Origin of the sequence: Cellulosimicrobium sp. NPDC055967, from assembly GCF_042269845.1 — a bacterium.
Taxonomy (GTDB): Bacteria; Actinomycetota; Actinomycetes; order Actinomycetales; family Cellulomonadaceae; genus Cellulosimicrobium.
On the sequence record NZ_JBHJYJ010000001.1, the window covers coordinates 179272 to 202572 of the forward strand.

The 23301-nt window shown below is 72.3% G+C and carries 8 protein-coding genes; all 8 read right to left on the reverse strand.

Annotated features, from left to right (window positions below):
* Nucleotides 1-8 precede the first annotated feature (8 nt).
* Nucleotides 9-644: a hypothetical protein gene (locus ACFC2L_RS00870; RefSeq protein ID WP_375822353.1), complete on the reverse strand. Its 636-nt coding sequence runs from the start codon at nucleotides 642-644 to the stop codon at nucleotides 9-11.
* Between the two features lie 359 nt (nucleotides 645-1003).
* Nucleotides 1004-3022: an Ig-like domain-containing protein gene (locus ACFC2L_RS00875; RefSeq protein WP_375822354.1), complete on the reverse strand. Its 2019-nt coding sequence runs from the start codon at nucleotides 3020-3022 to the stop codon at nucleotides 1004-1006.
* Nucleotides 3019-5268, reverse strand: coding sequence for a glycoside hydrolase family 127 protein (locus tag ACFC2L_RS00880; RefSeq protein ID WP_375822355.1), 2250 nt, complete (start codon nucleotides 5266-5268; stop codon nucleotides 3019-3021). The genes ACFC2L_RS00875 and ACFC2L_RS00880 overlap by 4 nt, the downstream gene beginning before the upstream one ends.
* Before the next feature lie 212 nt (nucleotides 5269-5480).
* Nucleotides 5481-8057, reverse strand: a complete 2577-nt coding sequence (locus tag ACFC2L_RS00885; protein WP_375822356.1) for an immunoglobulin-like domain-containing protein — start codon at nucleotides 8055-8057, stop codon at nucleotides 5481-5483.
* Nucleotides 8058-8170: 113 nt separating this feature from the next.
* Nucleotides 8171-13108 carry a family 43 glycosylhydrolase gene (locus ACFC2L_RS00890; RefSeq protein ID WP_375822357.1) on the reverse strand — a complete coding sequence of 1646 codons (4938 nt, stop codon included), beginning with the start codon at nucleotides 13106-13108 and terminating at the stop codon, nucleotides 8171-8173.
* Between the two features lie 358 nt (nucleotides 13109-13466).
* Nucleotides 13467-15884, reverse strand: coding sequence for a family 43 glycosylhydrolase (locus ACFC2L_RS00895; protein ID WP_375822358.1), 2418 nt, complete (start codon nucleotides 15882-15884; stop codon nucleotides 13467-13469).
* A gap of 153 nt (nucleotides 15885-16037) precedes the next feature.
* A complete protein-coding gene (locus ACFC2L_RS00900; protein ID WP_375822359.1) occupies nucleotides 16038-18932 on the reverse strand; it encodes a family 43 glycosylhydrolase in 2895 nt (964 codons plus the stop codon).
* Between the two features lie 169 nt (nucleotides 18933-19101).
* Nucleotides 19102-23292, reverse strand: a complete 4191-nt coding sequence (locus ACFC2L_RS00905) for a beta-L-arabinofuranosidase domain-containing protein (protein ID WP_375822360.1) — start codon at nucleotides 23290-23292, stop codon at nucleotides 19102-19104.
* Between the last annotated feature and the right edge of the window lie 9 nt (nucleotides 23293-23301).

The window sequence follows — 23301 nt, forward strand, 5'->3', positions numbered from 1 at the left end:
CGCCGCGGTCAGGCGGCGGACCGGCCCCGGTACGCCCGACGGCGCAGCGCGGCACCGGCCGCGACGGCCAGCCCCGCGAGCACGGCGACCCCGACGAGTCCCGTGCCGGTCGTGGCGAGGCCGCCCGGGCGCGGGGAGGCGGACGTCCCGCCACCGGTCGTGCCGCCCGTGCCGGTGGAGGGCGTGCCGCCGGGCTCGTGGGGCTCGCCCGACGCCGCCAGGACGACGAACGGCTCGGACAGGACGTCGGCGCCCACACCGGGCGCGGTGAGGCGGACGTGGTGCTCGCCCGGCGCCGTCCCGGCGGGGATCGTCGTCACGAGCTCGAACGCGCCGTCGGCGTCGGTCGTGACCGTGCCGAGCAGCACGGGCTCGCTCTCGAGCCAGACCTCGTACGTGGTGTGCGGCGCGAGACCGGTCCCGCGGACCACGAGCTCGCCGCCGACGACGAACGGGCCGTCGCCCACGACGACGACGCGCGGCCCCGCGGGGACCTCGCGCTCGGTGATCTCGACGCTCACGCGCACGCCGTCGGCAGGGTCGGGGACGGCGGCGGTGAGCGCGGCGGCCGAGGCGGCGCCGGCGGGGACGACGAGGGAGCCGGCGATCACGAGGGCGGCGAGCAGCCTGCGGGTGGTCGTCACGCGATGAACCTCTTCGTCCGGCCCGGGGTGGGCGCCGCTGGGTCCCCCCGAACCCGGCTGGACGATCGTCCAGCCGCGATCATCTTGCCATCTTGGACGCATGAACTGAACATCCGTCCAGGTTGTTCACCCGCTCGCCGCCGGCCGGACGCCCTCGGCAGCACGAAGCTCGGCCCCCGCCGCTCCGAGGAGCGACGGGGGCCGAGCCGGACCCGGGCGGTGCCGGCACACCGCCCGGGGGTCTGTGGTCACCCACCGTGGCGAGGTAGAGGCGTGGTCACGACCACGCCTCTACCTCGCGGTACCGGGGCTCTCCCTCGCGGGACCAGGGCTCTCCCTCGGCGATGTGGGGCGACGGGTCAGCCGCAGTCGAGCGCGTCGAACGGCGCGTCGACCGTGGCGGTCACCTCCTCGGGGCCGTCGGAGCCGTCGACCGTGGCGGTCCCCGTGACGGTCGCGGTGCCGGCCGGGGCCGACGTCGCGCGCGTCGCGAACGACTGGTAGGCGTTCTTGCCCGGCGCCACGTCCGCGAACGCCTTCTCGCCGTACGGCGTCGAGAGCGACACCGACACCGGGACGTCCTCGCCGTTCGTGACGCGCACGGCGACGTACGCCTTGCCCGCGAGGCACCGGGGCGCCACCTCGACCGCGAGGTCCAGCCCCGGCTCGCTGCCCAGCGCGGGCAGCACGACCTGCTGGCGCGTCTCCTCGTTGCCCGCCGCGTCTGTCGCGGCGAACTCGATCACCTGCGGCTCGTCGGTGAGCGCGCGCGTGAACGGCTCGGTGTACGTGCCCCAGAACGTGCCGGGACCCTCCCACTGCACCTTGTCCACGCCCGAGCCCGTGTCGGTCGCCGCGAGCGTGATCTCGACGCTGCTGCCGACCTCGCGCAGCGTCGCGACCGTCACCGGCGCGACCGTGTCGACGCGGAGCTCGCGCGAGCCCGTGCCGACGTTGCCCGCCGCGTCGGTCGCGCGCACGTCCACGGTGCGCACGCCGTCCTCGTCGACCGCGAACGGGCCGTCGTAGGGGGCCCACACGCCGCCGTCGACCGAGACCTCGACCGCCGGGGCCGGGTCGCGGTTGTCGGACGCCACGACCGTGACGGTCGGGTGCTGGACGTACCAGCCCGACGTCGCCGCGCCCGGCTGGGCCGTGACGGTCACCGTGGGCGGCGTCGTGTCCTCGCCGGTGTCCGGCGCGACGACGAACACGACGGCCTCGGCCCGCACGTCCGTCCCCTCGACGTCCCCGCCGACGAAGAACAGCCCGTCGGGCTCGGCGTAGTCGGCCGGGTCCACGGCGTCCCACGTCACCGGGATGCGGCTGTCCTTGGACGCGTCCTCGTACTCGGCCGTGACGGTCGCGGGGAGCGCCGGGGCGGTGCCCGCGAGCGTCACGACGCTCACGTTGTCCACCGCGGTGACGTCCCCCGGCGCGCCGTCGCGCACGTGCACCGTGCCGCTCACCGGCTCGACGAGCTCGGCCGACGTCCCGGTGACCTCGAACGCCCCCGCGGCGGCGACGTCGTCGGCCGTCACGTCCTCCCAGTCCACGGGGACCGTCTCGACACGGCCGTCGGTGAAGATCGCGTCGATCTCGGCTGGCAGGTCGGGCAGGACGCCGAGGTCGGTCGGGATGTGGACCGGCGAGTAGTCGATCGGCCCGTTCGGGTCGACCGGCTCCGGCTCCTCGACGCCGCCCGTGCCCCAGACCTCCCACTCCGACACCCCGACGCCCGAGTACGTCGTCGCCGTGGCGCCCCGCAGCGCGTCGAACGTCGCGCGCAGGCGCGTCGTCGTCACCGCGTCGAAGGTCGTCTCGTTGGTCGTGAGTCGCTCGGTCGGGTAGCCGCTCGGGTTCGGGACGTCGACGAACGCGCCGGCGTCCGCGTCCCAGTACTGGAGCTTCCACGACGCCGGGACCCGCACGTTGTCGCCGTTCGCGTCCGTGCCGTCGGACCAGAACCGGACGACGGACCGGTCCACGGTGACCGGTGCGGGCCACGAGTACTCGAGCCACTGCGTCGCGGGCCGGTCCCCGCTCCACGTCGCCCAGGTCGCGTCGTGCGCTCCCCCGGTGCTCACGCCCGCGCCGTCGTTCACGGCCGCGACCTTGTTCCACGACGCCGTGTAGCTCGCCTCGGGCGTGCCGAGCAGCGCCACGTTCGACGGCGCCTCGTCGGCCGCCGCCAGGACCTCGTCCCCGGTGCCCGAGGTCGTGGCCCACGCCCCGACGCCCGCGCCCGTGAGGGCCAGGGCGAGGACGGTCGCGGTGGCGACCACGCGCCGTCGGGCCCGCGGTGCCCCCGGCTGCTCCCCGAGCGGGATGAGCACGGTCGAGCCCGCGCCCCGCGATGAGTTGGTGCGCGCGCTCATGCCAGCCTCGCCTTCCCTGCCGTGACCAGGACCTTCTGACCGTCGCGGCGGCTCAGGAGGCCGTCCGCGGTGAACTGCTCGACCGTGCGCTGGACCTTCTGGAGGAAGGCGGCGCGGTCGGCGAACCCGCCGTCGCCCCACACGACGTCGAGGAACGTCGTCCCGTTGGGCCGCGCGGCGTTGGCGACGCCGCTGTCGAGCCCCGCGAAGACGACGCGCGGCTCGGAGCGCTCGACGTACATGTGGTACTGCGTGTCGTCGCCCGACCACGCCGGCTCGAACGCGAGGTCCCCGAGGCGGAAGTACCCGTTCCCGACGTCCGTGAACGCGCCCTCGAGCGTGCCGTCCAGACCCATGTGGGCGTAGAGCGACAGCTTGAGGTACTCGCGCGACGCGCTGCGCGCGAGCAGGACCGTCGGCCCGTTCTCGATGCTCTGGATCGCGGGGTTGTCGATCGTCGGCACGGCGCGGATGCTCAGCGGCATCGACACCTCGACGACGTCGCCGGGCGACCACGAGCGCGACACGCTCACGTACGTCCCCGGCACGGCGTCGAGCTCCTGCTCCACGCCGTTGACCGTCACCGTGAAGCCCTTGCGCACCCAGCCGGGCACGCGCAGGCGCAGGTCGAGCTGCCCGGAGCCGTTCACCGTGAGGCGGGTCGCGCCGACCTTCGGGTACTGCGTCTCCTGGACGACCTCGAAGCCCTTCTCCTCCCACGTCAGGGTGGACGCGAGGTAGAGGTTGACGTACAGCACCTCGCCGTCGACGGACCGGAAGTAGACCGAGTCGCGGTACTTCACGTGGTTCTCGAGCCCCGTACCGCCGCAGCACGTGCCCGTGTTGCCGTACTCGCGGCGCGTGCCCGGGTTGACGCCGTACATGTACGTGACGTCGGGGCTCGTCGTGGACTGCGTGTTCTTCTTCGAGCCGACGATGTGGTTGAGCAGCCCGCGCTCGTAGAACTCCATGTACTTCGGGTCGAGCGAGTGGAAGTACAGCAGCCGCGAGAGCTTGAGCATGTTGTACGTGCCGCACGTCTCCGCGTTGCGCGCGCCGATGTCGCCCGCGACCGTGTTCGGCGGACCGAACAGCTCGCCCTCGCCGTGACCGCCGTGCGCGTACGTGCGCCCGGGCACGACCATGCCCCAGAAGCCCTCGACGGCCCGGAGGTATCGCTCCTCGCCCGTGAGGTCGTAGACCTTGAGGTACCCCGGGAACTGCGGGATGTGCTGGTTCGCGTGCTTGCCGTTGAGCGTGTCCGTGCCCGCGGCGCTCGCGTCCACGAGCGTGTTGAGGTCGAACAGCCTCGCCGTCGCGACGTACGTGTCGTCGCCCGTGATCGACGCGATGTCGGCCAGCACCTCGTTCATGCCGCCGTACTCGCCCGCGATGTAGATGCCCCACATCCGGTCGAGCTGCGCCTGCGGCAGCACCGACAGGCGGCTGTGCACCCACGCCGCCATCGAGGACGCGAGCTCGAGCGCCTGGTCGTTGCCCGCGAGGCGGTAGGCCTCGAGCAGACCGGCCATGATCTTGTGGCACGTGTAGTACGGCGCCCAGATCTCGCCGTACGGCGCGTACTTCTCGAGCTGGCTGAACTGCCACTCGCCGTAGGCGGCGAGGAACCCGGGGTGGCTGAACCGCCCCATGGCCGCGAGCGCCGTCTGGACCTCGCCGAGCCCTTCGACGATCTGGTCCACCTTGTCGCGGAACACCGTCTCGCCCGTGCTCGCGTACGCGAGGGACACCATGGACAGGAAGTGCCCGCCGTAGTGCCCGCGCAGGAGGTTGGCGGTCTGGGTGTTCGCGCGGCCCGGGTAGTCGTCCGGGCCCCACGGCTGCTCGTTGGCGTGGCCGAAGCCCTCCCAGCCGCCGGGCGCGGACGCGCCCAACGTGTCGAGCCCGGCGTTGCGCCGGAACACCGCGAGGACGCGATCCACGGGGTACTCGCGCGCGAGGTGCAGGATCTGGTCCTGCGAGCGCGTCGCGACGCTCGGGGCGAGCGTCACGTCGGACATCGGGAACGGCTCGGCGGCCCAGCCGTCGAGGGTCACCGAGCGGTCGAGGGACCGCAGGAAGGCCCGGCTGACGGGCGGTCCGCTCGGGACCGTCAGTGCCGGGACCGGCGGCGCGGCGAGCGCGCTGCCGCCGCCCGCGAGCGCGACGGCGCCGGTCGCCCCGGCGGCCAGCGCCCCGAGCCGCAGGACGGCCCGCCGCGAATAGCTGGAGTCGTGCACGTGCATGAGCTGTCGCTCCTTCTCACTCGTCGTCGAGTGGTGGAAGCGTCGTCGGCGGCAAGGAGGGAAGCCCCGCGTCCGACGCTCGTGCTGGTTCCGCCCGGCCGCCGCGTCGCCGAGGGAGAGCTCTGGTCCGTCGAGGGAGAGGCGTGGTCGTGACCACGCCTCTCCCTCGCGGTACCTCGCCTCTGCCTCGGCGCGGTGCGACCTCGCGGGTGTCAGGCGCAGTCGAGCGCGTCGACCTGCGCCTCGCGCGTGGTCGTCACCTCCTCCCCGTCGAGGGTCGCGACGCCGGTCACCGTGACGGTCCCGGCCGGGACCGTCGTCGCGCGCGCCGCGAACGACTGGTACGCGTTCTTGCCCGGCGCGACGTCGGCGACGGTCTTCTCGCCGTACGGCGTCGCGAGCGTCACGGTGACGGGGACGTCCTCGCCGTTGGTCGCGCGGACCGCGACGTACGCCTTGCCGGCGAGGCAGCGCGACGTCGCCTCGACCGCGAGGTCGAGCTCGGGCGCCGGGGGCTGCTCGCCGTAGGCAGCGAGCAGCGCGGCGTGCTCGGCGGCCGTGATCGGCAGCACCGTGCCGTGGCGCGGGCTGCTCGGCAGGTGCGCGTCGACCGACGTCCACACGCCCGAGTCGAGGTCGGTCGACTCGAGCGGCAGGTACCCCTGGCCGCCGTGGTAGCTCGGCTGGTCGACGAAGAGGTACCACTTCTCCTCGGTGTTCGACTTGAACACGGTCGGCCCCTCGCCCGCGGTGAGCGTGCCGCCCCACGGGTTGGGCTGGCCGTAGCCGATCTTCTCCGCGACCAGGTCCCAGTCGGTCGAGCGCAGGTCGGTCGACCTCTCGAGGCGCGGGATCATGTACGCCTCGTCCTTGGTGAACCGGTAGTACGTGCCGTCGTGCTCGACGATCGACGAGTCGATCATCCCGAGGCCGTTGCCGCGCTTCTCGTCGATCCACACCTGCGGCTCGGAGAACGTCACGAAGTCGCGCGTCGTGGCGTACATCATGCGCTGGTAGGAGTCGGCGATGCGGCGGCCGTCGGTCGACGTCGTCGGGTAGAGCGCCGAGGCCCAGTAGACGATGTACTCGCCGCGCTGCGCGTCCCAGAACGCCTCGGGCGCCCAGGTGTTGCCCGCGTAGGCGCTCGACACCGTGACCATGCGCTGGTCGGACCAGTGCACCAGGTCGGTCGACTCCCAGATCATCAGGGCGCGCGACCCGCGCTCCTGCGCGTTGCCGAAGTTGTTGCCGCCGTAGATGCGCAGGTCGGTCGCGAGGAGGAAGAACCGGTCGCCCTCGGGCGAGCGGATGATGAACGGGTCGCGCAGGCCCTTCTCGCCGAGCGTCGACGTGAGCACCGGCTCGCCGTCGTTCAGCTCGACCCAGTCCAGCGGGTCGTTCCCGTTGCTCGCGCTGAAGTAGACCGACTCGCCGTCCGCGGTGCTCTCGCCCTCGAAGTAGGGGAAGAAGTAGCCCTCGTAGTCGGCCTCGTCGGGCAGCGGACGGACCGTGGCGTCGTAGGTGTGCGTCGCCGTCGCGCCCTCCTTGGTGGCGGTCGCGGTGAGCCGCACGACGGCGGCCGGCTCGCCGTGGGCGGGCCGCGTCACCTCGCCCGTGGCCGAGACGGTCGCGGGGTCGGAGCTTGCCCAGGTGAGAATCGAGCCGTTCGCGCCCTCGGCGGGCAGCGTGAGGTTGCCGCGCACGTCGTCGAGGTGCGGCACGACGACGTGGCTCGCGTCCCACGCGACGGCCTCGGCCGGCGCGAGGTGCGCGAGGACGGTGACCTCGAACTGGGCGGTGCGCGCGACGGCGCCGCGCGTGACGAGGGCGGTGAGCGTCACGGTCGCGTCGTCCTCGCCGGCGGCGGGCCGGGTGACCTTGCCCGTGGCGCTGACGACGCCCGCGTCCGACGACGTCCACGTGACGAGCGAGCCCTGCGCGCCCGTCGTGGGCAGCACGAGGTCCGCGGTGACGGCGCTCGTGTCGCCGAGGTCGAGCGCGGCGAGGTCGGCGTCGGCGGCCGCCGTCGAGGTCTCCGCCGCGAGCTCGCCCGCCTCGGCCGCCGTGAGCGCGCGGTCGTAGAGGCGGAAGTCGCGGACCTGGCCCTTGAGGTACCGGTCGCCGGAGTAGAGCGAGCGGCCCACGTAGTTCGCGGTCGTCTGCCCGCCCCCGATCTGGCCGGGGTCGGTCGTGACGTTCGTGGCCTGCTTGACCTGCACGCCGTCCTCGTAGAGCGTCGCGGTCGTGCCGGTGAGCGTGTACGTGAGGGTCTTCCAGACGCCGCGCTGCAGGTTGGAACCCTTGGTCACCGTCTGCTCGGTGGTCCAGCTCCCGGTGGCGATCGAGGTCCGGTAGGCGTTGCCGGTCGTGAACAGGTAGCCGTTGCCGTTCGACCCGCTCGTGTTGCCGAGCCCGTAGACGAAGTACGGCGTGCCCTGGTCCTGGCTCACGAGCACGTCGAGGCTCACGGTGGCGTCCGTGAGGCCCGCGAGCAGGTGGTCGGGCAGGTCGACGTAGTCGTCGGTCCCGTCGAGCGTCGTGCCGTCGGCCGTCGTCGTGCCGCCCACCACCGTGGCCGGGCCGAACGCCGAGCCCTCGGCGAGGTTCGCCGTCGTGCCGCCGGTCGTGCTCGCGGCGTCGAGCGGGTACCAGGCGACGAGCCCGTCGTCGGTGGGCCCGCCGACGTCTGCGGCCGCCGGTGCGGCGACCGCGGTGGCGAGCGTGGAGACGGCGAGCGCCCCCACCAGCCCGGCGGCGAGCGCCGAGCGTCCTCGGTGTGCGGAAATCATGTCGTCCTCTCCTCGTCGAGATGCAGGTCGTGCCGCGAGGTAGAGCCCGCGGTCGCGAGGTAGAGCTCCGAGAGCTCTACCTCGCGACGTGCGGCTCTACCTCGGCGGGGTCGTCAGCCGCAGGTGTGCGCGGCGTACGCGACGTCGTACGTCGTCGTGGCCGGGGTGCCGTCGAGCGTCGCCGTGCCGGTGACGGTCACCGTGCCGGCCTCGACCGACGTCGCGCGGGACGCGAACGACTGGTACGCGTTCGCCCCCGGGGCCACGCCCGCGAACGTCTTCGTGCCGTACGGGGTCGTGAGCGTGACGTCGGCGGGCACGTCGCCCGCGTTCGTCGCCCGCACCGCGACGTAGACCTTGCCCGCGAGGCACCGCGGGGTGGCCTCGACGGTCAGCTCGACCACCGGGGCGGGCGAGACGTCGACCGGGTCCACGCTCTCGAGCGTCGGCACGACCTTCTGGATGAGGCCGTCCTCGCCGAACGTGAGCCGGTCGATCGTCGTCTCGCGGTTCGTCCCGTCGCCGCCGGGGATCGCGAAGCGGTGGTACGCGATGTACCAGTCGTCCGTGCCCTCGACGTTGAGGATCGAGCTGTGCCCGGTCCCGAGGATGCCCTGGGACGGGTCCTTCTCGAGGATCACGCCGCGGTAGGTCCACGGTCCGTCGATGCTGTCCGCGGTCGCGTAGCCGACGCGGTAGTTCTCCGAGCCCGTGTCGTCGATCGAGTACGTGAGGTGGTAGACGCCGTCGCGGTAGTTGAGGAACAGGCCCTCGCGGAAGTCGGTCAGGCCGGGGATGCGCCGCAGCGTGTCCGGCTCGATCGACGTCATGTCGTCGTTCAGCTCCGCCATGACCGGGCCGTTCGACGGCCCGCCGTTGCCCCACAGGAGCCAGTACTTCCCGGTCTCCGGGTCGCGGAACGCGGCCGGGTCGATGGCCTGTCCGGACGTGACCGCCTCGCCGTTCGTGATCATCGCCGTCGGCTGCGCGGTGAACGGTCCTTCGGGGCTGTCGGCCACGGCGACGCCGATCGTCTTGCGGTCGTACGTCGGGTTGTGGCCGGAGAAGTAGAACCAGTACTTCCCGTCCCGCTCGATGATCGTGGGCGCCCACGCGTTGCCGGTCGCCCACGGGACGTTCCCGTTCGCGCCGTCGAGCGTGAGGAACGGCTGCTCCGAGCGCTCCCACGTGACGAGGTCGGTGGACGTCCAGACGTAGAAGTCCTTGCCGCCCCAGCCCGGCGTGCCGTCCGTGGTCGCGTAGAGGTAGAACGTGTCGCCGAACTGCGCGATGTTCGGGTCGGCGTACGTCCCGGGGAGCACGGGGCTGCCCATCTCCTTGGCCTGCACGGTCCACGTGCGCGACGACCCGTCGGGCCCGGTGACGGTGTACGCCACAGGCTGCGTGAAGTCCTGCACCGAGCCGTTCGCGGGCGTGACCGTCGCGCGCGGCGAGACCGTGAGCACCGGCGCGAGCGCCGCGACGTCCGTGCCCGGCACGACGGGCAGGGTGACGGTCGAACTCGCGCCGTCGACGATCGCCGGCGCCTTGAGCGTGTCGAGCTCCGCCCCGGTGACCGCCGTGTGGTCCGCGCCGACCTGGTAGACCTCGTCCGCCGTGAGCGCGCGGTCGTAGATCCGGAAGTCCCGCACCGAGCCCTTGAGATAGCGGTCGCCCGAGTACAGCGAGCGGCCGATGTAGTTGGCGAGCGTCGAGCCGTTCCCGATGTCCTTCGGGTCGATCGTGACGCCGGTCTGGCGGCCCACCTCGACGCCGTCCTCGTAGAGCACGGCCGTCGTGCCGGACAGCGTGTACGTGAGGTGCTTCCACACCCCGCGCTGGAGGTTCGCGTTCTTGGTGACGGTCTGCTCGGTGGTCCAGTTCCCCGTCGCGATCGACGTGCGGTACGCGTTGCCGGTGGTGAACAGGTACCCGTTCCCTGCCGTGCCGCTCGTGTTGCCCAGGCCGTAGATGAAGTACGGCGTGGCCTGGTCGGTGGCGACCTTGACGTCGAGCGCGACCGTGACGTCGGTCAGCCCGGCGAGCAGGTGGTCGGGCAGGTCGACGTAGTCGTCCGTCCCGTCGAGCCGGACGCCCTCGCCGGTGCCGGAGAACGCCGCTCCGTTCGTCAGCGTCGCGGGGCCGAACGACGACCCCGGCGCGGTGTTCGCCGCCGACGTGCCCCTCGTCTCGTCGAGCGCGTACCGCACGACGAGCCCCGGGATCTCCGTGGTCACCTCGACCGCGACGTACGCGGTGTGCGACCCGTCGGCCGTCGTCGCCGTGACCAGCGCGTGGCCCTCGCCGACGCCCGTGACGACGCCGTCGGCCGAGACCGTGGCGACGTCGGCGTCGTCCGACGCCCACGTGATCGCGCGCGCCGTCGCGTTGGCGGGCGTGACGGTCGCGGTGAGCTGCCGCGTGCCGCCGACGCCCACCTCGAGCGACTCCGGGGTGACGCTCAGGCCCTCGACGGGGACGACGTCGTCGGTCACGGTGACGACCGCGCGGGCGCGGACGCTCACGCCGCCGCCGAGCGTGCCGGCGACCTCGAACGACCCCGCCTGCGCGTAGGACGCCGGGTCGACCGCGTCCCACGTGACGTCGGCCGGGCCGGTCGACCCGTCGGCGTACGTCGCGGTGACGGTCGCGGGCAGCACCGGGGCGGATCCCGTCTGGACGGTCACGGCGACGTCCTCGACGGACTCGACGAACGCGTCGGGCTGGTAGGTCTTCAGCAGGCGGTCGTACTCGGCCTGCGTCACGGGGAGCACGGTGCCGTGGCGCGGGCGCGACGGCATCTGGTAGTCGGTGGACATGGTCCACTCGGCCGCGTCGAGCGAGGTCGACTCGAACGGCACGTAGCCGCGGCCGCCGAACTCGTCGATGAAGAGGTACCACTTCTCCTCGGTGTTCGACTTGAAGATCGTCGGGCCCTCGCCCTGGTTGATCCCGCCGCCGAGCGAGTTCGCCTTGCCGATGCAGTCGGTGATGAACTCGTAGTCCGTCGAGCGCAGCTCGGCCGACTTCTCGCCGAGGATGAACTTGGAGCACGGCGTGGACGACGTGTTGTTCCGCTCGTCCTTGGTGAAGCGGTAGTACTGGCCGTCGTGCCGCGTCACGGTCGAGTCGATGACCGAGTAGCCCGGGTCGACCCACACCTGCGCCTCGGTGAACGTCACGAAGTCGCGCGTCGTGGCGTACATCATCCGGTTGTAGGTGTTGCCGGTGTGGCCCGGGTCGTCCTCCGCGTAGAGCTTCGAGGCCCAGAACACGACGTACGCGCCGATGGTCTCGTCGTAGTACGCCTCCGGCGCCCACGTGTTGCCCGCGGTATCGGGCGAGACCTGCACGAGGCGCTGGTCGGTCCAGGTCACGAGGTCCGTGGACTCCCACACCATGATCGACTTCGAGCCGGTGCGCTGGGACGCGTCCCAGTTCCCGTTGCCGTAGATCTTGAGGTCGGTCGCGATCTGGTAGAACTTGTCGCCCTCGGGCGAGCGGATGATGAACGGGTCCCGCAGGCCCTTCTCCCCCAGCTCCGACGTGAGGACGGGCTGGTTGTCGTTGAGGTTCTGGTACCTCAGCGGGTCGTTGCCCTGGCTGAGCCCGAAGTAGACCTGCTCGCCCGTGGCGGTGCCCTCGCCCACGAAGTAGGAGAACAGGTAGCCCGCGAGGTCCTCCTGCTCGGGCAGCGGCGGCACGTGCGCCGCGAGCTCGCGCGTGGCGGTGGCCGTGCCGACCGTCACCGTCGCGGTGAGGGTCACGGTCTCGGCGTCCTCGCCGTGCGCCGGGCGCGTCACCTCGCCCGTCGGGGTGATCGCGCCCGACGACGCCTCCCACGTCACGCTCGCGCCGTGCAGCCCCGTGGTGGGCAGGGTGAGGTTGCCGCGCACGTCGTCGAGGTTCGTCACCTCGAGCGCCGCGGCCGCGGCGTCGGCCTTGGCCTGGTCGCCGTCGCCCGGCAGGACCGTGACGTCGAACGTCCGCGTCTCGGTCGCGCCGCGCAGCGCCACCGTCGCGGTGAGCGTCGCGGTCGCGGGCTCGTCGCCCGCGGGGCGCGTGACCGCACCGCTCGCGGAGACGACGGCGTCGTCCGAGCTGGCCCAGGTGACCGCCGAGCCGCCGACGCCCTTCGCGGGGAGCGCGAGGTCGGTGACGACGGCGGTCGTGTCGCCGAGGTCGAGCGCGGCGGCGTCGGCCGCGACGGCGTCCTGTGCCGAAGCCGCCGCGACGTCGGCGACCTCCTGCGCGGTCAGCGCGCGGTCGTAGAGCCGGAAGTCCTTCATGCGGCCCTTGAAGAGGTTGTCGGCGGCGTAGGCCGACTTCCCGAGCGCGTTCGCGGTCGTCGTGCCGCCGCCGATCGCGCCGGGCGTGATGGTCACGGCCGTGTTCTGCCCGACCTGCGCGCCGTCCTCGTACAGCCGCGCGGTGCCGCCGCCGAGCGTGTACGTGATCGTCTTCCAGACGCCGCGCTGCAGCGCGGCGGCGGGGGCCTTGGCGGTGTTCTGCTCGCGACCCCACGCGAGGTCGGAGATCGACGCACGGTAGTTCGCGTTGCCCGTCGAGAACAGGTACCCGTCCCCGGACTGCGGGGTGCCGACCGCGGGGTTGCCGAGGGTGTAGAAGAAGTAGTTGCCGGTCAGCGACGCGTCGACCCACACGTCCGCGCTCACCGTCACGGCGTCGTAGCCGGCCAGGAGGTCGTCGGGCAGGTCGACGTGGTTGGACCCGCCGAACGTCAGGCCCTGGCCGGGCTGCCAGCCGCCGCCGGAGCCGGTGAGGGTCCCGTCCAGGCCGTTGCCGGAGGCGTCGTGCGCGACGGTGCCCGCGGTCTCGTCGAGCGGGAGCCAGAGCCGGAGCCCCTCCGCGCTCGGCTCGGCCGCAGCCGGGACCGGCGCGGGTGCCGCGGGCATCGGGCCGGCGGCCGCCGCGCCCACGGGCGCGAGCGGTGCCACCAGCGCGAGCCCGAGCAGCGCGGCGAGCGAGCGGCGTCGGCGTCGGGCGCGGGGCTCCGCGGGCGTCGGGGGTGGTTCGTGGCGTGAGGTCATCGGTGACTCCTCGTCGTCGTGCCCGGCGGCAGCGCCGGTCGCACGTCCGCCGTCGGACGCGCGTGTGAACGCTAACATGTGCGCGCAAACATAGCGAGAGTCGAAGGCGACCCACCCCGCCGAAACCGTTATCGAGTTTCCGCGGTGCCCGGGCCGGCACGTCCCGGCACCTGGACACCCGTGCGGGTCTGCCCGACCGACGATGCGCTTCCGACCGAGCGATGCGCGCAGACGTGCATCACTCGATCGGAAGCGCATCACTCGACGCACAGAGGGGCATCCAGCGGCAGAGCGGGCCGGCGTCCGCGACGCCGACCCGCTCACGGGACGTCCGGGCGCGACGTGCGCCCGTCCGCCCTCAGCCCCCGCAGGCGAGCGCGTCGAACGCGACCTCGTACGGCGTGCTCACGTCGGCGCCGTCGAGCACGGCCGCGCCCGTGACGGACGCGACCCCGGCCGCGAGCGACGTGGACCGGGCCGCGAACGACTGGTACGCGCTCGCACCCGGCGCGACGTCGCTCACGACGCGCGTCCCGAACGGCGTCGCGAGCGTGACGTCGACCGGGACGTCGCCCGGGTTCGTCGCACGCACCGCCACGTAGGCCTTGCCCGCGAGGCAGCGTGCGGACGCGGTCACGTCGAGCTCGACGGCCGGGCCGGCGGCGTCGGCCGCGAACTCCCACGTGTCCACCTCGACGAGGTCGACGCCCGCGGGGCCGGCGAACGTGAAGTACACGTCGTGGACGCCGCTCACGCCGTCCAGGGCGGCAGTCACGTCCGCCCACTCGCCGACGGGGGTGTCGAGGTCGAGCGTGCCGACGACGGCGCCCTCGCGGTCGTCGAGGCGCACCTCGACGGTGGCGCCCTCGACGAGCGGCTTGACGCGCGCCGTGACGCTCGCGGCGCCGTCGCCGAGGTCGACCGACGACAGCGCCGACCAGTCGCCGGCGTCGACGTCGCGGACGACGAGGTTCGGCGCCCCGTCCCCGAACTGCGCCGAGCCGCCGTCGACCTTCGCGGTGGCGAGGCCCTGCTGCCACGCGAACGTCTCGGCCTCGAGCACCTGGAACGGGTCGAGGTCCTTGACCTGGTCCACGCCCGCGTAGTCCCCGACGACCTGCTGGACCGTGCCGTCCGCGTTGAACGTCAGCTCCTGGATGTGCGGGCTGCGGTAGCCCTGCGTGGTGCTCCCGTTGATGCGCTTGTTGAGCGTGGGCGCGTGGTACGTGAAGTAGTACTTGCCGTCCAGCTCGAACACCGACTGGTGGTTGTTGCCGCCCGTGCCCGCGCCGAAGAACTGCGACTGGTTCGGGAACATCACGCCGGCGTACGTCTCCTTGGGGAACGACATCGGGTCGTCGGAGATCATGTAGCCGATCTGCCCGCCGCCCGGGTACCCCGGGAGCGTGGCCTGGTTGCCGCCGAAGTCGTTCCCGCCGAAGTGCGACGAGTACGACAGGTAGTACTTCCCGTCGCGCTCGAAGACCTGCGCCGCCTCGAACGCCACGGGCGCGTCCACGACGGCCGCGGTGCCCTGCGTCGTGACCATGTCGTCGCCGAGCTCGATGACGCGGATGTTCTTCGGGTTGTTGAACCGCTCCGCCGCGGGCATCGACGTCGACGCCGGGCCGCCGCCGAAGTAGAGGTACGCGCCGTCGTCGGTGACGAGCGGGGCCGGGTCGAACTTCCAGGCCACGGCCTCGGCGCCCGGGGTGCGCCCGTCGATGAGCGTGCTGTCGCGCTCGCTCGTCCACGGCCCGAGCGGCGAGGCGCCCGTGATGACGTTCGACGACCCGCCGCCGTTGGCGTAGTAGAGGAAGTACTTGTCGACGCCGTCGACCGTCTTCTTCGCCATGCCCGGCGCCCACGAGTTGTTCGTGAAGGGCGCGACGCCCTGCGGCCCCGCGACCTGGATCTCGCCGTGGTCCGTCCAGTTCACGAGGTCCTCGGACGAGATGAGCGTGATCTGGTTGATGCTGCCGTAGTTGATCTGCGGCGAGACGCCCGTCACCGGGTCGGGCGCGTAGCCCTGGGTGTCGTTCGTCATGTACATGTACACGCGCCCGTCCTCGACGAACCCGAACCCGTCGGCCCCGAACTTGTGGGAGATGAGCGGGTTGTGCTCGCCGGGCAGCTTGCCGAGCACCTCGATGGTCTTCGAGGGTGGCCCGGGCGGGGCCGCGCCGACGACGGAGACGTCGTCGAGCACGAAGTCCATGAGGTGCGTCGCCGGGTCGGCGGACGGGTTGCTCGTCCACGGCGTCTCGAAGAACAGCCGCGCCGTGCTGACGTTCTGGTCGGCCGGGATCGTGAACCGGCCGTCGAACGTCGCCCACTGGCCCTTGGTCGCGGTGACGCTCACCAGGTTCGTGTACGTCCCCCCGCCGTAGTGCATCGTGGCGAAGAACTGCTTGGTGGCCGGGGCCGCGGCGGCGTCGTACCGGATCTTCGCCGTGAGCTCGTACGTCTCGCCCGCGCGGACCTTGCCGCTGAGGTCCTGCATCGGACCGGAGCCGGTCGTCGCGCGCTCGGTGGTCAGGGCCGCGGCCTCGCCCGCGAACGCCTGGTCGGTGGTCGACAGCACGGCCTTGTCGGTCGCGTTGCCGTTGTTGACGAACCAGCCGGTCGTGCCGTCCTCGAAGCCGCCGTTGACGACCAGCTCCTCGTCCGCGGCGTACGACGGGAGCGCGGCGAGCGACGCCGAGAGCAGCGTCGCGAGCGCGGCCCCGGCGACGGCGCCGCGCAGGCGACGTCGTCTGCGGTGGTGCGTGTCCATGGATCCTCCTCGATCGATGTGTCTTGCGTGGGTGTCCGCGCGCCTCGCGCGGACGGTCGTGCCGACGGCGGGGTCGCGCCGTCGTCCTGCGCCCTCCTCTCGTCCGGCACCGGCGGGCCGCCCGGGCGGCCCGCCTGCGGATCAGCGGCAGGGTCAGCTGCCGTACGCGACCGTGCGGGTCGCGGTGGACCCGTCGGTCGAGCGGGTGACCGAGACCGTCACCTCGCCCGCCGGGGCGTTCGCGAGGCGGCTCGCGAACGCCTGGTACGCGTGGCGGCCCGGCTCGACGTCGGCGAACGACCGGCTGCCGTACGGCGTGGTGACGACGACGTCCACCGGCACGTCCTCGTCGTTCGTCACGCGCACGGCGACGTAGTCCTTCCCGGCCAGCGCGCGCACGCTCGCCTCGGCCGTGAACACGACCTCGGCGACGTCGGCCCGCACGAGCGACGCGACGGCGAGCGCGAGCGCCCGCGCGGGTGCGTCGGCCTCGTTCTGCGTCGACGGCGCAGTCGTGGCCCGCGCCGCCGCCAGCTCCTTCGCGACGGCGGACCACGACTCGGCCGTGTAGTCCGCCGGGTCGAGCCCCTCGGCCTCGGCGACGACGGCGTCGAGCGCCGTCCGGTCGGCGCCGCCGTCGGTGTCGAGCACGTCGCTCAGGAGGAAGTGGTCGAAGTCCACGTGCCCGCCGGTCTGCTCCTTGGCGTAGGAGAAGAGGCCGAACCGGTACCCCATGAAGTGGGACAGGCTCCAGTCCATGACGAGCGGCCCCTGGCGCGCACCGAGCGGCTGCCAGGTACGCCCGTCGAGGCTGTAGGAGTACTGCACCCAGAGCTGGCCGTCCGGCGAGGCGAAGTCCGCGTCCGCCTTGAGGTGCACGTCCGCGTGCTCGCCCAGCGGGACCTGCGACCCGGGGACGAACGACTCGACCGCCTCGCGGTCGATCGTGTCGGCGAACGGCTGGAGCCGGGTGACGAGACCGAGCGTGCGCTCGCCGTCGACCTGCTGGATCCCCGCGTACGCGAAGCTGCGCCCGTAGACGGCGAGCCCGGCGACGTCGCCGTCGAGCATGCCGGAGACGTCGAGCCTCGTCTGGGCCGACGACGTCGGGCCGAACGTGCGCTGCCCGAGGGTGTTGCGCGCCTCCTCGAGATACGTGAGGTCGCGCCCGGGCGCCTTGGTGTACTCCGCCTCGCCGGTCACGACGTGCCCGTTGGTCAGGCGCAGCCAGCCCTCGCGCTCGGTGAGCGACCAGTACCGGTTGTCCGGCGCGTGGTTCCACTGCCACGCGAGGTCGAGGTCGGAGCCGTTGTACGACACCTCCTCGAGCGTGGGCGTCTCGACGTCCGGCGCACGGCCGACGACGGACACGTCGTCGAGCAGGTACTCGACGCTCGACGACGGCGGCTGCGGGTTCGCCCACGGCGTCTCGACCGCGAGCTTGAACGTGCTCACGTCCGTGCCGGTCGGCACCGTGTAGGTGCCGCTGACCGTGGCCCACTCGCCGGGGGTCGCCTCCGCCCAGGCCAGGGTCTTCACGCCCGCACCCCAGTCGCCGACCAGGTTGAAGCGGACCGTCGAGGGCCCCGTGGCGTAGCGGACCCGGGCCGAGACCTCGTAGGTCACGCCCGCCTGGATCTTCCCGCCGAGCTGCTGGTTCGGGCCCGAGCCGTTGAGCGTCCGGTCCGCGACGCGCAGCGCGCCCGTGCCCGACGCGGCGCCGCTCGTCTCGCGCGACAGCGTCGCCCCGAACTGCGCTGCCCAGGGCGCGGTCCCGGCGTCCTCGAACCCGGGGTTGGCGACGAGCTCGACGCCGAGCAGGGACTCGTCGTACGTGGGCGCGTCGGGGACCTCCCAGACGGTGTCGCTGAACGCGCGGTGCTCGGCGTCGTTCGCGAAGTCGTCGGAGGCGACGATGCTCTTCAGCCGCTCCCGCCGCTCCGTCGCCGGGTCCAGCACGATCGGCTTGGCGAACGTGTCGCCGACGCGGACCACGCCGTCGTCGCCGAACGTGGGCCAGCCGTCCTCCCACGTCGCGGGGATGAGCGCGGGGATGCGTCCGAGCGGGTAGGTGTCGCGGAAGAACATGCCCCACCACTCGTAGCCGCCCGCGCCGTCGGGCACCTCGACGAGCCCGCCCTGGGCGAAGCCGTCGGAGTTCAGCGCGCTGCGCGCCACGTACGGGTTCGACCCGTCGGCGGTCTCGTAGCGGCCCAGCAGGTGCGGCGAGCGGAACAGCACCTCCTGCCGGTTCTGGCCGCTGGGCCACGTGATGATCGCGACGTAGTACTCGCCGTCGATGTAGTGCACCTGGGCGCCCTCGAACAGGCCGCCGACGAACGGCTCGGCGGCGTAGTCCTCGGCGCGGAAGATGTTCGGGAAGTCCTGCTCGATCGCGGTGAGGTCGTCGTTCAGCCGGACGGCGCTCGTCGCCCCCGAGCCGTAGAAGATGTAGGGCGTCCCGCCGTCAGCCTCGTCGAAGAAGAGCGACGGGTCGTGGAACCCCCGTCCGAGCGGGGTGCGCTCCCACGCGCCGTGCTCGACGTCGTCCGTGCGGAAGAGGTAGGACCCGCCCAGGTCGTTGGTGTTGAACACCACGTAGAACGTGCCGTCGTGGTAGCGCAACGACGACGCCCACTGACCGTTGCCGTAGCCGTTCTGCCCGTTGCGCAGCGAGGAGACGTCGCCCACGCCGAGCCGGTCGTAGACGTACCCGACGATCTCCCAGTTCACGAGGTCGAACGACTTCATGATCGGCGCGCCTGGCGCGAGGTGCATCGTGGTGCTGATCATGTAGTAGACGTCGCGACCCTCGTCGCTCTCGGCCGCGGGGACGCGCGCCACCGAGATGTCGGGGACGTCGCTGCCCAGCAGCGGGACACCGTACGTCCCGTCGCCGTGGTCGGTGGTCGTCAGCCCGGTGATCGTGCTCGTTCCTCCCGGTCCCTCGCTCGACTCGTCCGCCACCGCCGCGGACGTCGTGCTCGCGCCGAGCGCGAGCACTCCCGCCAGCGCCGCCGCGACGGCCGCCCTCACCTGCCTGCTCATCTCTCTCTCCTCCTCGTCGAGGTCATGGTCGATCGTGCGGAGAGCGGTATCGATACCGATATCGCTCTCGGGCCCGCCCGGCGCGGGCCACGGTCCGCCGGGGTGGTCGCGGGGGCCGTGGCCCCGGACCTCCCCGGCGGACTGCGTCGCTCCGTCGGCGGGACGGGCGTCACCCGCAGGCGCGGGCGCCGAGAGGGACGTCGTACGCCGTGGTGACCTCGCGCGGGCCATCGGGGCCGTCGAGCACCGCGGAGCCCGTGACGGTCACGGTGCCGGCGGGGACCGACACCGAGCGTGCGGCGAACGACTGGTACGCGTTCGTGCCCGGGGCGACGTCGGCGAACGACCTCTCCCCGTACGGCGTCGCCAGCGTCACGTCCACCGGCGCGTCGCCCGTGTTGGTCGCCCGCACGGCGACGTAGACCTTCCCCGCGAGGCAGCGCGGGGAGACCTCGACGTCGAGCGGCACGACGGCCGTCGCCCCCGGCACGATCTCGACGCGGTAGGTCGTCGCCGTCTCGTGGTCCTGCGCGACGCCGACGACCTCCACGGTCCGGGTGCTCCCGTCCGCGGGGAGCGGCACGACGCGACCCTGCGTGTCGTCGATCAGCACGCCGTCGACACGGACCAGTCCGCTCGGCACGTGCGGGTCGGCGTCCAGCACGACGCTCGTCGTGCCCGCGGGCACGGTGAGCGTGTAGTCGGTCGTCGCCGGGTCGAACGCGGGGACGAGCGACCCGGTGTCGAACGCGAGCGCCGCGAGCCCGGGCGTCGCGTCGTAGGACGCCGCGCGGTCGACCCGGACGCCGAACACGCCTCCGGCCCAGCCGCCCGTCGCCTGGAAGCGCACGGTGACCACGGGGATGCGCTCGCCGTCCTCGTCGAGGACGTACTCCCCCGCGCTGTCGACCTTCCAGCGCGTGCCCTCGCCGATCTCGAGGTACTTCGCCGGGAGCGCCGTCGTGTCGACGTAGAACCCCTGCTCGTCCTTGGTCGGGGCGTTCGCGACCGTGGTGATCGTCTTCAGCTTCTCGTCGTTCACGTACACGTCGAAGACGCGACCCTGGTCGCCCGAGTACAGCGTGACGCCCAGGTGGTTCGACGCCGAGGCCGGGTCGATCATCAGGTCGTAGCTGAACCAGCCCGTGCCGTTCGCATGGCGGAACTGACGGCCGGAGAACGTCCCGACCGACGACCCGCTCTGCTTGAGGTTCTTCGCGTTCTCGAAGTTGTTGTTGTCGAAGCTCGTCAGGCTGTCGACGGTGCGGTCGGCGTCGCGCAGCTCCTGCTTGGCGCGCAGGATGCGCTCCTGCGACGCCGCGGAGTCCGGCTCGTCGAGGTTGAGGTAGAGCCCGTACGTCACGTCCCAGTTGGTGTGGTGGGGCGTGAACACGAGGTCACCGCCGTCGGCGGTGTTCCGCAGCCGGAGCTGGACCCGGCCCTCGGCGTCGTCCTCGACGCGGACGAGGTTCTCCGCGATCCGCTCCTTCCACTCGTCGGCGCCCATGCTCGCCGCCGTGATCGTCGTCTGGGCGTCGGCGTCGCGCGTGGAGGAGCGGACGAGGATGCCCGTGCCCTGCCACGCGGGCTCGGGGACCTCGCCGAGGGTCGCGGAGAGGACGACCGGCCCGTACCGGAACGCGACGAAGTACGGGTTGTCCGGGGTGTCGACGACGGACGCCGCCATGGGCATCGTGTACCGGACCACGTCGCCCGCGGCGACGGGCAGCACGACGTACCCGCGGGACACGACCGGCTCGACGGCGGCGCCGTTCACCTCGAGGGCCGGGTCGCCCGCGATCCACGACGGCACGCGCAACCGCAGCGTCGCGCCGTCGGCGACCGCGCCGCCGTCGAGCGCGTCGACCCGGAAGGTCACCGTGTCCTCGTTCGGCAGGTTCGCCTCCTGCGTGAGCCGCAGGTTCTGCTCCGCGTGCTCGACGGTCGAGGAGAAGAACAGGTTGACCCACACCGAGCCCTGGCCGGTGAAGTAGATCGAGTCGCCGAGCTTGGAGAAGTTCTCCATGCCCGTGCCGGTGCAGCACCAGAACTCGGTGAACGGCAGGTTGTACACGCGGTGGTAGCCCGACGCCATGGGGTTGAAGTACGTCGTCGTCCCCGTCTCCGGGTTCTGCGACGCGAGGATCGTGTTGATGAACGCGTTCTCGTAGTAGTCCGCGTACCGGACGTCCTTGCTGAGCTTGAAGAGCTCGCGCGCGAGCTTGAGCATGTTGTACTCGTTGCACGTCTCGGCCGTCTCGGCGTTGCGCGCGGTGCCCTGCTCGTCGGCGCGCTCGTGCAGCGAGCCGGGCGCGTGGAAGTGCTCGGCCTGGCTGTTGGCGCCGGTGACGTAGGTGTGGTCGCGCACGACGATGTCGAAGAAGTTCTCCGCCGCCGCGAGGTACATCGGCAGCTCGTCCTTCTCGGCGGGCGTGAGCAGGTCGTAGTAGTCGGGGTTCTGCGTGAAGACGCGGTAGCGCTTGAGCGCCCCGAGCAGCTTGGGGATCTGCGTGTTCGCGTGCTTGCCGGGCAGCACGTCCTGGCCCGCGGCGAGCTGGCGGAAGAACGTCACCTCGTCGAACGCCTCGGCGGCCTCCTTGATCCGGACGTCGCCGGTGAGGTCGAACAGCTCGTACAGCGCCTCGTTCATGCCGCCGTACTCGGTGCGGAGCATGACGTCGGTGTTCGGGAGCTTCGCGACGCGCCCCTGCACGTAGAGGCCGAACTCGGTCGCGACGGCGAGCGCCTGGTCCCCGACGGGGCCGTCGACGTACTCGGCGACGTCGAGCAGCCCGGCGAGCACCTTGTGCAGGTTGTACCAGGGCACGATGACGTTCTCGTCCGACGTCCCGGTGCCCTGCACCTGGTCGAGGATCGACTCGCGGAACGCGGAGACGTACCCGGCCGAGCCGGGGTGGGCGGCGGCGTACGCGTCCTGCACGCGCGCGAGCCCGCCCACGCCCTCCTCGATCTCGGTGAACAGCGCGTCCTTGGTCGCCTGGTCCCGGGTCGAGGACCACGACATCGCGAGCGCCGAGAGGTAGTGCCCGAACGCGTGGCCGCGGAAGTTCACGGCGTTGCTGCGCTCCCAGCCGCCGTACCCGGCGGCGGTGGTCGGGGTGAGCCCGCCGACCTTGTAGAACTCGTAGAGGAACGTCTCGGAGTCGAGGCTCAGCAGGTACTCGTGCTCCTTCGCCGCGGCGTTCTGGAGGAAGTCGTCGGAGAGCAGCACGGACGGCAGCGCGGTGTCCTCGAGCGGCGTCTCGTCGACGAGCGCGGGCACGACGACCTCCAGGTCGCGCGTCACGGGCTCGCCGTCCAGGTAGCGCACGGTCGCGGTGAGCGTGACGTGCGCGTCGTCCTCCCCGATCGTCGGCCGGACCACGGTCCCGTCGGTCCCGACGATCTCCGGGTGCGACGACCGCCACGTCACGGTCGAGCCGCGCGAGCCCGTCGTCGGCAGCACGAGCGCGACGGTCGCGCGCTCGGGCAGCGACAGCGCGTCGGCGTCGTCCTGGGCGATCGCGTCGCGGTCGACCGTGCGCCCGCTCTCCTCGTAGAGCCCGACGACGTCGCCCAGGTCCGCGACGGCGTCGTACAGGCGGTAGTCGTCGAGCGCGGCCCGGAGGTAGGCGCCGTTGTACTGGGGTCCGTTGAACCCGATCGTCTTGGGCAGGGCCGGGTCGGAGCCGAGCACGCCCGTCGCGTCGCCGCCGACGGCGTTGGCGACCGTGGACGGGACCTTCTCGCCGTTGCGGTAGAACGCCACGTCCTTCGTCACGTGGTCGTACGTGACGACGACGTGCGTCCACTCGTCCGCCGGGAAGAACGCCGCACGGTCGGAGCTTGCGACGCGGACCTTGTACGGCTGGCCCGACGCCGGCCCGACCGACAGCGCGAGCGGCACCGTGTCCGACTCGGACGACAGGTACCAGCCGTCGGAGTTGTAGGCCCGCTTGTTCCACGTGATCACGTGCTCGCCCGAGAGCTTCCCATTGGGCTCCACCCAGAACGAGAGCGTCAGGTCCTCGGGCTGCAGCGCGGTCGACGACCCGAGGTCGAGGTACGTGCTCCCGCTCAGTCGCAGGGCCTGCCCCGCGCCGTCTACGCCATCGACGTAGGAGTAGCCGGTGGGCGCGGAGCCGGCGTGGCCCTTCAGCGTCACCGGGTGGGCGAGGGGGCTCGCGTCGGCGACGTCGCCGTCGAACGCGAGGTCGAGGACAGGGTCGGGCAGGGCGTCGGCCGCGACGGCGGACGGCGCCCAGGTGGTCAGGGCGAGCGCGGCGGCTGCCGCCACGGCAGCCAGCCGGGCCGCGCCGCCGGGTCGACGGCGGACGCCGTCGGTCGGTCGGGGGTGCATCGTTGCTCC